The 13,451-nt window shown below is 39.2% G+C and carries 15 protein-coding genes; all 15 read left to right on the top strand.

Annotation, left to right across the window (positions count from 1 at the left end):
• The first annotated feature begins 55 nt into the window (after nt 1-55).
• The 15 genes from G6O73_RS06235 (at nt 56) to murA (ending at nt 13,417) form a co-directional block, all read left to right on the top strand.
• Nucleotides 56-640 carry a thymidine kinase gene (locus G6O73_RS06235; RefSeq protein ID WP_057885640.1) on the top strand — a complete coding sequence of 195 codons (585 nt, stop codon included), beginning with the start codon at nt 56-58 and terminating at the stop codon, nt 638-640.
• Nucleotides 641-676: 36 nt separating this feature from the next.
• Complete coding sequence (gene prfA, locus G6O73_RS06230; RefSeq protein ID WP_057885472.1) at nt 677-1,759, top strand: peptide chain release factor 1; 1,083 nt, start codon at nt 677-679, stop codon at nt 1,757-1,759.
• Nucleotides 1,752-2,606, top strand: a complete 855-nt coding sequence (prmC, locus tag G6O73_RS06225; RefSeq protein WP_057885473.1) for a peptide chain release factor N(5)-glutamine methyltransferase — start codon at nt 1,752-1,754, stop codon at nt 2,604-2,606. The genes prfA and prmC overlap by 8 nt, the downstream gene beginning before the upstream one ends.
• A 95-nt stretch (nt 2,607-2,701) precedes the next feature.
• Nucleotides 2,702-3,715, top strand: coding sequence for an L-threonylcarbamoyladenylate synthase (locus G6O73_RS06220; RefSeq protein WP_057885474.1), 1,014 nt, complete (start codon nt 2,702-2,704; stop codon nt 3,713-3,715).
• Between the two features lie 79 nt (nt 3,716-3,794).
• Nucleotides 3,795-4,424, top strand: coding sequence for a uracil phosphoribosyltransferase (gene upp, locus G6O73_RS06215; protein WP_057885475.1), 630 nt, complete (start codon nt 3,795-3,797; stop codon nt 4,422-4,424).
• 585 nt (nt 4,425-5,009) lie between these two features.
• Entirely contained in the window at nt 5,010-5,723 is a 714-nt protein-coding gene (gene atpB, locus G6O73_RS06210; protein ID WP_057885476.1) for a F0F1 ATP synthase subunit A, read from the top strand.
• An 18-nt stretch (nt 5,724-5,741) separates the two neighbouring features.
• Nucleotides 5,742-5,963 (top strand): F0F1 ATP synthase subunit C, encoded by a 222-nt coding sequence (gene atpE / locus G6O73_RS06205; protein WP_057872531.1) that lies wholly within the window; start codon nt 5,742-5,744, stop codon nt 5,961-5,963.
• A 48-nt stretch (nt 5,964-6,011) separates the two neighbouring features.
• A complete protein-coding gene (gene atpF / locus G6O73_RS06200; RefSeq protein ID WP_057885477.1) occupies nt 6,012-6,536 on the top strand; it encodes a F0F1 ATP synthase subunit B in 525 nt (174 codons plus the stop codon).
• Entirely contained in the window at nt 6,523-7,065 is a 543-nt protein-coding gene (atpH, locus tag G6O73_RS06195; protein WP_057885478.1) for an ATP synthase F1 subunit delta, read from the top strand. Before atpF ends, atpH begins: the two co-directional genes overlap by 14 nt.
• A gap of 23 nt (nt 7,066-7,088) precedes the next feature.
• Nucleotides 7,089-8,600, top strand: coding sequence for a F0F1 ATP synthase subunit alpha (gene atpA, locus G6O73_RS06190; protein WP_057885479.1), 1,512 nt, complete (start codon nt 7,089-7,091; stop codon nt 8,598-8,600).
• Between the two features lie 19 nt (nt 8,601-8,619).
• Nucleotides 8,620-9,564 carry a F0F1 ATP synthase subunit gamma gene (locus tag G6O73_RS06185; protein WP_057885480.1) on the top strand — a complete coding sequence of 315 codons (945 nt, stop codon included), beginning with the start codon at nt 8,620-8,622 and terminating at the stop codon, nt 9,562-9,564.
• A 22-nt stretch (nt 9,565-9,586) separates the two neighbouring features.
• Nucleotides 9,587-10,999 carry a F0F1 ATP synthase subunit beta gene (atpD, locus tag G6O73_RS06180; RefSeq protein WP_057885481.1) on the top strand — a complete coding sequence of 471 codons (1,413 nt, stop codon included), beginning with the start codon at nt 9,587-9,589 and terminating at the stop codon, nt 10,997-10,999.
• Between the two features lie 14 nt (nt 11,000-11,013).
• A complete protein-coding gene (locus G6O73_RS06175; RefSeq protein WP_057885482.1) occupies nt 11,014-11,439 on the top strand; it encodes a F0F1 ATP synthase subunit epsilon in 426 nt (141 codons plus the stop codon).
• Nucleotides 11,440-11,598: 159 nt separating this feature from the next.
• Entirely contained in the window at nt 11,599-11,829 is a 231-nt protein-coding gene (locus tag G6O73_RS06170) for a DUF1146 family protein (protein WP_057885483.1), read from the top strand.
• 283 nt (nt 11,830-12,112) lie between these two features.
• Nucleotides 12,113-13,417, top strand: coding sequence for a UDP-N-acetylglucosamine 1-carboxyvinyltransferase (gene murA, locus G6O73_RS06165; protein ID WP_057885484.1), 1,305 nt, complete (start codon nt 12,113-12,115; stop codon nt 13,415-13,417).
• Nucleotides 13,418-13,451: the final 34 nt, after the last annotated feature.

The following is a 13,451-nucleotide window of genomic DNA, read 5'->3' as shown; positions in this document are numbered from 1 at the left end:
TTTGCAGAAAATCATATATACTTAAGATGAAAGTCTAAATTTGGAGTTGTTAATGGTGGCACAATTATTTTTCCGCTATGGGGCAATGAACAGCGGCAAAAGCATCGAAATTCTCAAAGTTGCACATAATTATGAAGAGCAAAAAAAAGAAGTCATGCTGCTGACAAGTGCAGTTGATAATCGTGAAAAAATTGGTGAAATTGCTAGTCGAATTGGGTTGAAGAGGCAAGCAAAACCGATTTTTAAACAAACGAATATTTTTGAACTAGTTAGCCAAAGCCCAGTAAAATTAGCTTGCATTTTGGTCGATGAGGCACAATTTTTAAAGAAACAACATGTGGCCGAACTGGCTCGAATTGTTGACGAACTAAAGATTCCGGTAATGACCTTTGGTTTAAAAAATGATTTTCGCAATGAATTGTTTGAAGGTTCGAAATATTTATTGCTTTATGCGGATAAAATCGAAGAGATGAAAACAATTTGCTGGTTTTGTAATAAAAAAGCCATCATGAATTTGCGAATTGATAATGGTCAACCGGCTTATAGTGGCGAGCAAATAAAAATTGGTGGCAACGAAAGTTATTATCCAGTTTGTCGCCGTCATTATTTGCATCCGCCGTTGTGTCGGATAGACTTGTAGTAGTAGAAATTAATTGATTAATGGAGGAAAGCGGGAATGAATGAATTATTTAATCGGCTGCAGACAGTTGAAGATCGCTATGAAGAATTAGGTGAACTGTTGTCGGATCCAGAAATTATTGCGGATACAACAAAGTTTACTAAACTGTCAAAAGAAATGGCTGATTTACGGGAAACAGTTGAAAAATATCGCGAGTATAAAAAAACGGTTCAGACAATTCAAGATGATGAGGAAATGTTGAACGATAAGCTTGACGATGAGATGGCCCAAATGGTTAAAGATGAACTTGCACAAGCTAAAGAAACGCGTGATCAACTAGAAGAAAAGATCAAAGTTTTGTTACTGCCTAAAGATCCGAATGATGATAAAAATATTATTATGGAAATTCGTGGTGCTGCTGGCGGGGATGAAGCGAGTCTTTTTGCTGGTGATTTGTTTGATATGTATACTAAATATGCCGAGAAACAGGGCTGGACAATTGAAGTCGTTGATAAAAACGTGACTGAGGTTGGTGGCTTTAAAGAAATTGCTTTGGTAATTAATGGGAAAAGCGTCTACTCAAAATTAAAATATGAGAGTGGCGCGCACCGAGTACAGCGAGTACCAGTTACAGAATCAGCTGGTCGAGTCCATACTTCAACAGCTACAGTTGTTGTTATGCCAGAAGAAGAAGATGTTGAAATTGATTTGGACCCTAAAGATATCCGTGTTGATGTTTACCGGTCTTCGGGTGCTGGTGGACAGCATATTAACAAGACATCATCAGCTGTTCGCATGACTCATTTGCCGACGGGAATTGTGGTTGCCATGCAAGATCAGCGTTCACAACAACAAAACCGTGAAAAAGCAATGAAGATTTTAAAAGCTCGAGTGTATGATTATTATTCTTCAAAAGAACAAAAGGCGTATGATGAAAATCGAAAATCGGCTGTTGGAACTGGTGATCGTTCTGAACGAATTCGTACTTACAATTACCCACAAAATCGCGTTACTGATCATCGAATTGGTTTAAGTCTTAACAAACTGGATCGAATTATGAATGGCAACCTCGAAGAAGTAATTGACGCACTGATTTTATTTGATCAAACCAAAAAATTGGAGCAGCTGCAAAATGAGTAAGCAACAAACTTACTTTCAAGTTCAGCAACAATATCAAAAACTTGTTATTAATCAAGGAGCTGAAGTGCCAGCAGTTACTGAATTATTATTGGGAATAACAGGTTGGACACCAATTGAATTACTGCGCCAACAAAGAAATATAATGCCAACTTCACAACAAGAAAAGTTGAAAAAAGCAATTCAAAAGTATTTAGCTGGTTGGCCAGTGCAGTATTTATTAGGTAAAGCAGCTTTTTTTGGTCATGAATTTTCGGTGGATCCAGCAGTTTTAATCCCGCGACCAGAAACTGAGGAATTAGTTGAATGGATCTTAGCAGACTTTCCGCAAAATGAGTCTTTAAAAGCAGTTGATGTTGGAACCGGCAGTGGGGCAATTGGAATTTCACTTAAGTTAGTTCGACCAAGTTGGCAACTGACCTTAACGGATCTTTCTGGAGCAGCGTTAAAAATTGCTCAAAAAAATGCTCAGCAATTATTAGCAGAGGTTGTAACAATTGAAGGAGACTTATTACAACCACTGCTAGGCAAGTATGATTTAATTATTTCAAACCCGCCTTATATTGCTGAAAACGAGCGTCCATTGATGGATCGCAGTGTCTTAGAGCATGAACCTGCGATGGCGTTGTTTGCTGCTGAAAACGGCTTAAAAATCTATCGTCGGTTAGCGAAACAATTAGCAGCCAAGTTAACGGACAACGGTCGATTATATGTTGAGATTGGGTTTCAGCAAGCCGCTGCAGTTAAAAAGATTTTTCACCAACAGTTGCCTACTGCAAAAATTACAGTAAAAAAAGATATTACAGGCAAAGACCGGATGATTCGAGTTTGCCTTAAGTCAGATAAGTAATAAACAGGGTACAGTTAGGTATTTAGTCAATCAAATTTTAGGCAGGACTGAGCAAAATAATTTGTTACAGTCCTGTTTTACGGGGAGGTAAGTCTTTGTTAATTACCAAAATCTATCAACCTAGTGAGTTGAAAATAGCAGCTTCTGAGCTACAAAAAGGAGAGCTGATTGCTTTTCCAACCGAAACGGTGTATGGCTTAGGTGCTGATGCCACTAATCAACAGGCTGTCAAACGAGTTTACTTGGCTAAGGGGCGTCCATCAGACAATCCATTGATTGTAACAGTAGCTTCATTGGAAATGGTGCAGCAATATGTTGCAGAAATTAGTCCGGCTGCCCAAAAATTGATTCAAAAATTTTGGCCCGGTCCGCTGACGCTGATTTTTAAAATTAAACCAGGTTCGCTTTCTAAAGCAGTTACCGGCGGGTTAGAAACGGCAGCTTTTCGGATGCCGGCAAATGAAGTTACTCGTAAACTGATTGAATTGGCTGGAGTACCATTGGTTGGACCATCTGCCAATTCTTCAGGTAAACCCAGTCCCACAACCGCTCAACATGTTTTTCATGATTTAGAAGGTCGAATTGCGGGAATTGTTGATGATGGCCCGACAAAAGTTGGGGTTGAATCAACTATTATCGATATGTCAACCAAGCAGCCAGCTGTATTGCGGCCCGGTGCTGTGACGGTTGCTCAATTAGAAGAAATTTTGGCAGAACCGGTTAATTCAGAAATTCACCAAGTCGGTGCTAAAGAAATACCTAAAGCTCCCGGGATGAAATATAAGCATTATGCCCCTGATGCTCAAGTTTTAATGGTGCGATCAGATCAGTGGCCACAAGCCTTAGCCTGGGCAGCTAACCAGTCGGAAAAAATCGGCGTGATGGCTCCCACCAATATCTTGCAGCAAAAACTGCCATCACAATGTCTGCCATTTGATTTAGGAGTAGATGTAGTTACTGCCAGTCAGCGATTATTTGCCGGTTTGCGCAATTTTGATGATCAGCAAAAGGTAAACTGGATTTTAACTGCTGCTTATCCAGAAAAGGGCCTTGGATTAGCGTATATGAATCGCTTGAAAAAATCTTCTGGGAATCAATTTTTCAAGTAATAAAATTATTGGCAGTTAAGTCTGGTCAACTGAGGCATTATCCGCTAAAATATACAAGGATAATAAAGGAGTGGCAAAATTGGGAAAATTTAAAGTTTTAGATCATCCATTGATTCAACACAAATTGTCGATTATTCGTGATAAAGATTGTGGTACTCGTGAGTTTCGTGAAGTTGTCAATGAAATTGCTGAATTAATGGCATATGAGGTTTCACGTGATATGCCATTAGAAGATTGCGTGATCGAAACACCAATCGCTAAGGCGAAAATGAAGCATTTGGCCGGTAAAAAAGTTGTCATTGTGCCAATTTTACGAGCCGGGTTGGGAATGGTTGACGGTATTTTAGAATTAATTCCAGCAGCTAAAGTTGGTCATGTTGGAATGTATCGCGACGAAAAAACCTTAAAACCAGTTGAGTATTTTGTTAAGATGCCGGATAACTTGGCAAGTCGAGAAATTTTTATTGTTGATCCAATGTTGGCAACTGGTGGCTCAGCAATTATGGCTGTTGATGCATTGAAAAAACGTGGAGCAGTTAGCATTAAATTTGTTTGCTTAGTTGCAGCTCCAGAAGGGGTCAAAGCTTTACGCAAAGCACATCCGGATATTGATATTTTTGCGGCTGCTTTAGACGATCATTTGAATCAAGATGGCTATATTGTACCTGGATTAGGCGATGCTGGTGATCGTTTGTTCGGAACAAAATAATAATCTAATGCAAATTAAGGCAGCAACCGCCTGTTCTTAATTAGGTAGTTAATTATATTCCACTTTGACAATTCTTATCAAAGCCACGATTTGCGTGCTGTTGCTGAACTGCAAAGTGAAACAGGATAGCTTCATTGCGATATTTAGTTATTCGCGTAAAACCTGAGCTCTAAAGGCTTGAAAGTACGTCTAGCTAAAATATGGTTGTTGCACTGCTAGGTGCAGGCTGATCAGCTTTTGGTTGGATTAATTGAATACTGAATTATGGTAACGACAGTTAAGAAATATAAGTATTTCTTAACTGTTTTTTTGCAAACTAATTGGTCATTTTTCATTCAATTTGCGAATCAATGCACAAATTCATGAAAAAACGTCGAAAATAAACTTCTTTTTGACCTGATTTTCTGAAATTTAAGCTGATAAAAAGCTACAGAAAGCGCTTCTTTGCTTTTAAAAACATTTTGTGTTTTTTGTAAAATGGTGGTATCATTCTCATTGTATTCAGAGATTGGAATCTTTGGAACTTGTTGTAACTTTCTTTATGTCGCTGGGCGATGCATCTGGAGTGAAAAGAGGTGAAACTTAGTGAACGAAGGAGCTAATGTTCAGACTTTTTTTGGCATTCCTTTCAATTTAGGAAATGATGTTCCGGGCTTAATTGCGGCGGCCATTGTTTTCTTTTTAATGTTCTTTCTCGCAAGAAGAATTGAAATGAAGCCAACTGGAAAGCAGAACGTGATTGAGTGGATCATCGATTTTACCAATAGCATAATCAAAAGTACAATGCCGAATCGAGACAGCCAAAAATTTGGCCTATTGATTTTTACACTGTTTTCTTTTATTTTTGTGTCGAACCAACTTGGCTTGATGCTGCAGATTACAGTTAATAATGTCACCTACGTTAAAAGCCCAACTGCGAATGTAATGACAACTATGACATTGGCATTTATGGTTTTGTTATTGGCTCATTTTCTTGGAGTTAAAAAATTCGGCTTTAAAGGGTATTTTAAAAATACTTATTTGAGTCCGATTCCGTTCTTGCTGCCAATCAGCATCTTAGAGGAATTTACGAATTTCTTGACTCTAGCTCTTCGTCTGTATGGTAATATCTATTCCGGCGAGGTTCTGCTGAAGTTGATTTATCAATTCAGCAAGGCTTATGGAATTGCTTCATTTGTTCCGGCAGTGCCACTTGAAATTATCTGGCAAGGCTTCTCGGTCTTTATTGGAAGTATCCAAGCCTACGTATTTGTCACATTGACAATGGTTTATATTTCTCAAAAAGTTGAAAAAGAGTAATTAAGGAGGATTTTTATTATGACTTCATTAGCTTTGATTGGTGCAGGTTTAGCTGCAGCCGGTGCGGCGATTGGTGGTGCGATTGGTGATGGCTTGGTTATCGCTAAGATGCTTGAAGGTATGGCTCGTCAGCCTGAATTAGAAGGTAAACTAAGAACTAATATGTTTATCGGTGTTGGTTTGGTTGAAGCTGTGCCGATTATCGCCATCGTTATTTCATTCCTCTTGCTTGCCAAGTAGTAACTGTTCGATGTTATTACGATTTGACAAAATAGGAGGTGTCAATCAATGAGCGCAGAATTTTTATTAGGTGCTGCCAGTGGTATTTACTGGGGTGACACGATTTTCTACTTGGTATTATTTTTAGTTTTAGTTGCTTTGATCAAACATTTCGCTTGGGGCCCAGTTACTTCAATGATGGAGAAACGTGCCGAAAAGATTGCTTCAGATATTGATAATGCTGAAAAATCACGAGCAGAGGCTGAAAAACTAGCAGATCAGCGCCAAGCAGCGTTGAAAGATTCTCATGTTGAAGCTTCACAAATTATTGATCGTGCTAAAACCAATGGCGAGCAGCAAAAATCAAAAATTATTGATGGTGCTCATCAAGAAGTAACAGCACTTAAAGAAAATGCTAAACAAGATATTGCTCGCGAACGTCAAGATGCGCTGGAAAGCGTTAAAGATGACGTTGCTGAACTATCTTTAGCAATTGCTTCGAAGGTCATCGTTAAGAATCTAAAGCTGGAAGATCAAAAAGCTTTAATTGATTCTTACATTGAAGGGTTGGGGAAGCAAAATGAAGTTAAATAAAGCAACCGTTGTCCGGCGTTATGGACAAGCTTTGTTTAGCTTAGCTGAAGAAAAACAGCAGCGAACGAAGCTTTTAGCAGAACTAGCAGAGTTAAAAACTTTGCTAGCAGATAATCCAGATTTGATTAAAGTTTTACTTAGCAAACAAGTTAGCTATCAAGAAAAGAAAGCTGTTTTGGATATTATCATTAAAGCCGCTTCACCTTTGACAGCCAATTTATTAAGAATGTTATTTGACTATAATCGGATAAAAGATCTTAGCGCGATCATTGACGAATATATTCGTTTAAATGATCAGTATGAAAAAACCGTTCATGCTAGAGTTACGACAGCAATTGCACTGGATGATGCTCAAAAGGAGAAATTAGCAGCTTCATTTGCAAGAGTTGTTGGAGCCGATAAAGTAATTTTAGAAGATCAGGTCGATCCAAGCATTATGGGCGGGGTCGTTTTGAAATCTAATAACTACATTTATGATGGCTCATTAAGATTTAAGCTTGCGAAAATTAAGCGGCTGCTATTGAAATAATTTGGTAAAGAGGTGAAACTTCTATGAGCATTAAGGCTGAGGAAATCAGTGCTCTGATTAAACAGCAGTTAGCAAATTACCAAGACGAACTCAAAGTTGACGAAGTCGGAACCGTTACCTATGTTGGTGATGGGATCGCTCGAGCTAATGGGTTGGATAACGCCTTGGCTGGTGAGCTGCTAGAATTTGAAGATGGAACTTATGGGATGGCTCAAAACTTGGAAGTTGACGATGTAGGTATCGTTGTTCTAGGTGACTTTAAGGGCATTCGTGAAGGCGATAGTGTTAAACGTACTGGCCGGATTATGGAAGTTCCTGTAGGTGATCAATTAATTGGTCGAGTTGTTAATCCATTAGGTCAAGCAATCGATGGCATGGGAGAAATCAAAACTTCTCAAACTCGTCCGGTTGAAAAAAAGGCTCCAGGTGTTATGCAGCGTCAATCTGTTAAAGAACCGTTGCAAACTGGTATTAAAGCGATTGATGCTTTAGTGCCGATTGGACGTGGTCAGCGTGAATTAATCATTGGTGACCGTAAAACTGGTAAAACTTCGCTGGCAATTGATACAATCATTAACCAGAAAAAGGAAAATATGATTTGTATCTATGTTGCAATCGGTCAGAAGGAATCAACTGTGCGTAGTCAGGTTGAAACATTGCGTCGTTATGGTGCGATGGACTATACAATTGTTGTTTCAGCTGGTCCTTCTTCACCGGCTCCTTTGCTGTGGTTAGCACCTTATGCTGGGGCTGCAATGGGTGAAGAATTTATGTATAACGGCAAGCATGTTTTGATTGTCTATGATGATTTATCAAAACAAGCTGATGCTTACCGTGAACTTTCTTTGATTCTTCGTCGTCCGCCTGGTCGTGAAGCCTATCCTGGGGATGTTTTTTATCTGCATTCACGTTTATTGGAACGTGCTGCCAAACTTAATGACGAGTTAGGCGGCGGCTCAATGACAGCTTTGCCGTTCATTGAAACTAAAGCTGGGGATGTTTCAGCTTATATTCCAACTAACGTTATTTCAATTACAGATGGACAGATTTTCTTGGATAGTGATAACTTCTATTCTGGAGTTCGACCAGCGATTGATGCTGGAACTTCAGTTTCTCGTGTTGGTGGAGCAGCTCAGATTAAGGCAATGAAGAAGGTTGCTGGAACTTTGCGTGTTGATTTAGCTTCTTATCGTGAATTGGAATCATTTGCCCAATTTGGTTCTGATTTGGATGCAGCAACGCAAGCTAAGTTGAATCGTGGTCGACGGACAGTTGAGGTTTTGAAGCAGCCTTTGCATGAACCTTTAGCTGTTGAAAAACAAGTTTTGATTTTGTACGCATTGACTCACGGCTTTATTGACAATGTTCCGATTGATGATGTTATTCGTTATCAAAATGAATTGTTTGAATTCTTTGATAATAATCAGTCTGAATTGCTGAAAGTTATTAGAGAAACTGGCAATTTGCCTGATACTGATAAATTAGATAGTGCCCTAAAAGATTTTGCTGCTGGTTTTCAAGCAACTGCAAAATAAGAAAGGGTGGTGAATACTAATGGGAGCTTCATTACAAGAAGTTAAACGACGGATCAGTTCGACTAAAAAAACAGAACAGATTACTGGTGCTATGCAGATGGTATCAACCGCTAAGTTGAGCCAGATCCAAAAACATACCACTAGTTATCAGGTTTATGCGGATAAGATTCGTAGTGTGATCACACACTTAGCCCAATCACATCTACTTGATGGTCAGTCTGCTGGCTCAGTTACACCAGCTGGTGAAAAAACAAAAGAAGTCACCGGATTGGATATGCTGATCAAGCGGCCAGTTAAGCATTTTGGTGTCATGGTAATTACCTCTGATCGTGGTTTAGTTGGCAGTTATAATAGTAATGTTATTAAACAAACATTGGAATTAATTGCCAAAGGGAACCACACAACTGAGGATACGGCTATTATTGCAATCGGTGGAACCGGAGCAGATTTCTTTAAAAAACGGGGCTTCAAAGTGATATTTGAGCAACGAGGAATTGCTGATATTCCGCGCTTTCAAAACATTCGTGAATTGGTGAAAAAGATTGTATCAATGTATGGTGAAGGATTTTATGATGAACTTTATGTTTGCTACAATCACTTTGTCAATACAATGACATCAGAATTTCGAGCTGAACCGATGTTGCCAATTTCAGCTTTGAATCTGGGCCGTGATGATTTAAAGAAAGAACAAGCTGAGGGACCACATGCAGAGTATGATATGGAGCCTTCAAGTGAGGCAATTTTAGAAGTTGTCTTACCACAGTATGCTGAAAGCTTGATTTATGGAGCAATCTTGGATGCTAAGACATCTGAGCATGCTTCAAGTTCAACTGCAATGAAATCAGCTACTGATAACGCTAAAGATATTATTTCATCTTTGCAGCTGCAGTTTAACCGAGCACGTCAAAGTGCAATTACAACTGAAATTACTGAAATTACAGGTGCTCAAGCAGCTCTTGAATGAGATGATGGGAGGAATTAGATAGATGAGTACAGGAAAGGTTGTCCAAGTTATCGGACCTGTCGTTGATGTACAATTTCCTCTTAGTGAATCGTTGCCAGAAATTAACAATGCGCTGCATGTAAAGCGTACGGATGGCTCTGAGTTAGTCATCGAGGTATCACTTGAACTTGGTGATGGTATGATGCGGACTGTTGCGATGGATTCTACTGATGGAATTCAACGTGGAGCAGACGTAATTGATACAGGTTCATCAATTTCAGTACCAGTTGGTAAGGAAACGCTAGGAAGAGTTTTCAACGTCTTAGGCAATCCGATTGATGGTGGAACAGAATTCGGTGATGATGTTCGCCGCGATCCAATCCACCGGAGTGTTCCACCTTACGATCAATTAAATACGAAGATCGAAATTCTGGAAACTGGAATCAAAGTTATTGATTTATTAGCCCCTTATATTAAAGGTGGAAAGATCGGGTTATTCGGTGGTGCCGGTGTTGGTAAAACCGTTTTGATTCAGGAATTAATCCATAATATCGCACAAGAACATAATGGTATTTCAGTTTTCACCGGTGTTGGTGAACGGACTCGTGAAGGTAATGACCTTTACTTTGAAATGAAGGAATCCGGTGTTCTGGAGAAAACTGCCATGGTGTTTGGTCAGATGAACGAGCCGCCTGGTGCCCGGATGCGTGTGGCCTTGACTGGGTTGACAATTGCGGAATATTTCCGTGATGTTGAAGGTCAAGACGTGCTGTTATTTATTGATAATATTTTCCGCTTTACACAGGCTGGTTCTGAAGTTTCAGCTTTGTTGGGCCGTATTCCTTCAGCCGTTGGTTATCAGCCAACCTTGGCTACTGAAATGGGTCAGTTGCAAGAACGAATTACTTCAACTAAAAAAGGTTCAGTTACTTCAATTCAGGCGGTTTATGTACCAGCTGATGATTACACTGATCCAGCTCCGGCAACGACTTTTGCTCATTTGGATGCTACAACCAACTTGGAAAGAAGCTTGACTCAACAAGGTATTTACCCAGCGGTAGATCCTTTGGCTTCGACTTCTAGTGCACTGTCACCCGAAATTGTTGGTGAAGAACACTATGAAGTTGCAACTGAAGTTCAGCATGTTTTGCAACGTTATCGTGAATTACAAGATATTATTTCAATTTTGGGTATGGATGAATTATCTGATGATGAAAAAATTGTTGTTGCACGTGCACGTCGCATTCAATTCTTCTTATCACAGAATTTTCATGTTGCTGAACAGTTTACTGGAGTTCCCGGTTCATATGTTCCAGTAAAAGAGACCGTTAAAGGTTTCAAGGAAATTTTAGATGGTAAATATGATGATTTACCAGAAGATGCTTTCCGTTCAGTCGGCCGAATTGAAGAGGTTGTTGAAAAAGCTAAGAAAATGAATGCTAACATTGCTAAATAAGGGGGCAGAGGCAAATGGCTGATCAAAACTTATTGACCGTCAACGTTGTAACCCCCGATGGCAGTGTTTTTGAAAAACAAACGCCGATGGTTGTTTTTAAAACGACGATTGGTGAATTGGGTGTCTTGCCTAATCATATTCCTTTTTTGGCATCATTAGCGATTGATGAAATTCGCGTCAAGAAGACTGGAACTGAAGATCAGTTTGATGAAATTGCTGTTAGCGGTGGTTTTGTTGAATTTTCGGCTAATTTAGCCACGGTTGTAGCTAATAGTGCTGAGTGTAAAGAAGATATTGATTCTGAGCGAGCTGCCAAAGCTAGAAAGCGGGCAGAGGAACGATTAGAAAAAGCTAAGCAGACACATGATACTGATCAGATGAAACGTGCAGAGATTTCTTTGCGGCGGGCCATTAATCGTTTGAATGTAGCTAAGCACTAATTGTGAGGACTCTTGGAAACTGTGCGAATTAAATTTCGCACAGTTTTTTTTTTGAGCTAAAAATTAATTAATCATTAAAAGATTACAACTTTATTACATTTTTAAGGACGATTAGTTTTTTTTATGCTATCATATAAGCGAAACTCTGGAGGGTAAAAAATGAAGTATTATGGTATAACTGCTTTATTAAATTTAATCAGCAATTTTGTTTTCATTTTTATTGTGTTTGCTTCGCTTCAATCACTTCGGTTGGATCGCTATATTGCTCCCTCAAAGCAACGGAGTTTTAAATGGTTGTTGATTTTTCTGGCTGTTGCCATTGGGTATGGTTGTAGCTCGTTTTTTTTGGATTTCATCAATAATGTGCGAAACCTTTCGTACTTGGTTTAATGAAATTCAGGCAAATATCTCCTGATTTTATTTAGGTAGCTGAAGGTTAAATACTTCGTGTACTTGGTCTCGACGTTGCTTATCACAAATCACGATTGGAGTGCCATTGATGAAGATACAGCAGAATTAAGTCCGTCATCTGCGGACTCTAAAGGCTTGGTTATTAGCAGTAAGGTCTGCTTGCAGGCAATCGCTGTATTTAAGCAAATTGGTGCAGTTTTACAAGCTTTCGACTTTAGTTGGGAGTGGTTGACCTATCTTATCAGTATGTGGAGGAGTTCTCTTGGAAAAAATAATTATTCATGGTGGGGCGCATTTGAATGGCTCTGTTAAAATAGAAGGAGCTAAAAATGCTGTTTTACCAATTTTAGCAGCGAGTTTATTGGCAAGTGATGGTCAGTTAGAACTTGACAATGTTCCGATTTTGTCAGATGTTCATATGATGAACAATCTTTTACGATTTTTAAATGTTAAAGTAGCTTTAGATGAGCAGGCAAAAACAGCAGTCCTTGATGCGAGCCGTGAATTATCTTATGAAGCTCCTTTTAAATATGTTTCAAAAATGCGAGCTTCAATTGTTGTTTTTGGACCATTGTTAGCACGTTTGAAACATGCTAAGGTAGCAATGCCAGGTGGCTGTGCAATTGGATCTCGTCCAATTGATCTTCATTTGAAGGGGCTAGCAGCGATGGGTGCCGATATTCAACAGCATGATGGCTATATCGAAGCAACGACAACTGGTTTAAAGGGTGCTAACATTTATCTTGATTTTCCAAGTGTTGGAGCAACTCAAAATATTATGATGGCAGCAACTTTAGCTGTTGGGACGACCATCATTGAAAATGTTGCTCGTGAACCAGAAATTGTCGACTTGGCAAATGTACTTAATCAGATGGGAGCTAAGGTTTCTGGCGCTGGTACTGAACGGATTAAAATAATTGGTGTCAAAGAAATGCATGGTACCAAGCATACGGTTATTCAAGATCGAATCGAAGCGGGAACATTTATGGTAGCTGCAGCTGCTACACAAGGTGATATTTTGATTGAAAATGCAATTGCTGAACACAACCGTCTCTTAATTTCTAAGTTAGAAGAAATGGGTGTCAAAGTGACTGAAAGTGCAGCAGGTATTCGGGTAATTGGTCCAGCTAAACTCAATCCGATAACAGTTAAAACTATGCCACATCCAGGATTTCCAACGGACATGCAACCGCAAATTGCAGTTTTACAATTGTTAGCTACTGGTCAAAGTACATTAACCGAAACGGTCTTTGAAAATCGTTTTATGTATCTTGACGAGTTACGACGAATGAATGCTGAATTTAAGATTGAAGGCAATACAGCCTTTTTGATTGGCCCAGCTAAGCTTCAGGGAGCCCAAGTTGCAGCTACTGATTTGCGTGCCGCAGCGGCTTTAATTTTAGCTGGATTGGCTGCCGAAGGCTATACGGAAGTTACACAGTTGAAATATTTAGATCGTGGTTATTATGATTTCCATCAAAAACTAGCTGCACTTGGAGCTGATATTCGCCGGGTTGTGGTTGATGACAATCAAGCGGTTATTATTCCATCAGAAATTAATAATTAATTTTGCTTTTTTGTTAAACTTACTAACTAGCCAT

This window comes from Liquorilactobacillus nagelii DSM 13675, assembly GCF_019444005.1.
Classification (GTDB): Bacteria; Bacillota; Bacilli; order Lactobacillales; family Lactobacillaceae; genus Liquorilactobacillus; species Liquorilactobacillus nagelii.
The sequence above is the reverse complement of the archived record's forward strand: the minus strand, read 5'-3'. Positions and strand labels throughout refer to the sequence as shown.

Coding starts and splice junctions, on each gene's coding strand:
- prfA (WP_057885472.1), top strand. CDS start 677: ATGAATGAATTATTTAATCGGCTGCAGACAGTTGAAGATCGCTATGAA.
- prmC (WP_057885473.1), top strand. CDS start 1,752: ATGAGTAAGCAACAAACTTACTTTCAAGTTCAGCAACAATATCAAAAA.
- atpE (WP_057872531.1), top strand. CDS start 5,742: ATGACTTCATTAGCTTTGATTGGTGCAGGTTTAGCTGCAGCCGGTGCG.
- atpF (WP_057885477.1), top strand. CDS start 6,012: ATGAGCGCAGAATTTTTATTAGGTGCTGCCAGTGGTATTTACTGGGGT.
- atpH (WP_057885478.1), top strand. CDS start 6,523: ATGAAGTTAAATAAAGCAACCGTTGTCCGGCGTTATGGACAAGCTTTG.
- atpA (WP_057885479.1), top strand. CDS start 7,089: ATGAGCATTAAGGCTGAGGAAATCAGTGCTCTGATTAAACAGCAGTTA.
- G6O73_RS06185 (WP_057885480.1), top strand. CDS start 8,620: ATGGGAGCTTCATTACAAGAAGTTAAACGACGGATCAGTTCGACTAAA.
- atpD (WP_057885481.1), top strand. CDS start 9,587: ATGAGTACAGGAAAGGTTGTCCAAGTTATCGGACCTGTCGTTGATGTA.
- G6O73_RS06175 (WP_057885482.1), top strand. CDS start 11,014: ATGGCTGATCAAAACTTATTGACCGTCAACGTTGTAACCCCCGATGGC.
- G6O73_RS06170 (WP_057885483.1), top strand. CDS start 11,599: ATGAAGTATTATGGTATAACTGCTTTATTAAATTTAATCAGCAATTTT.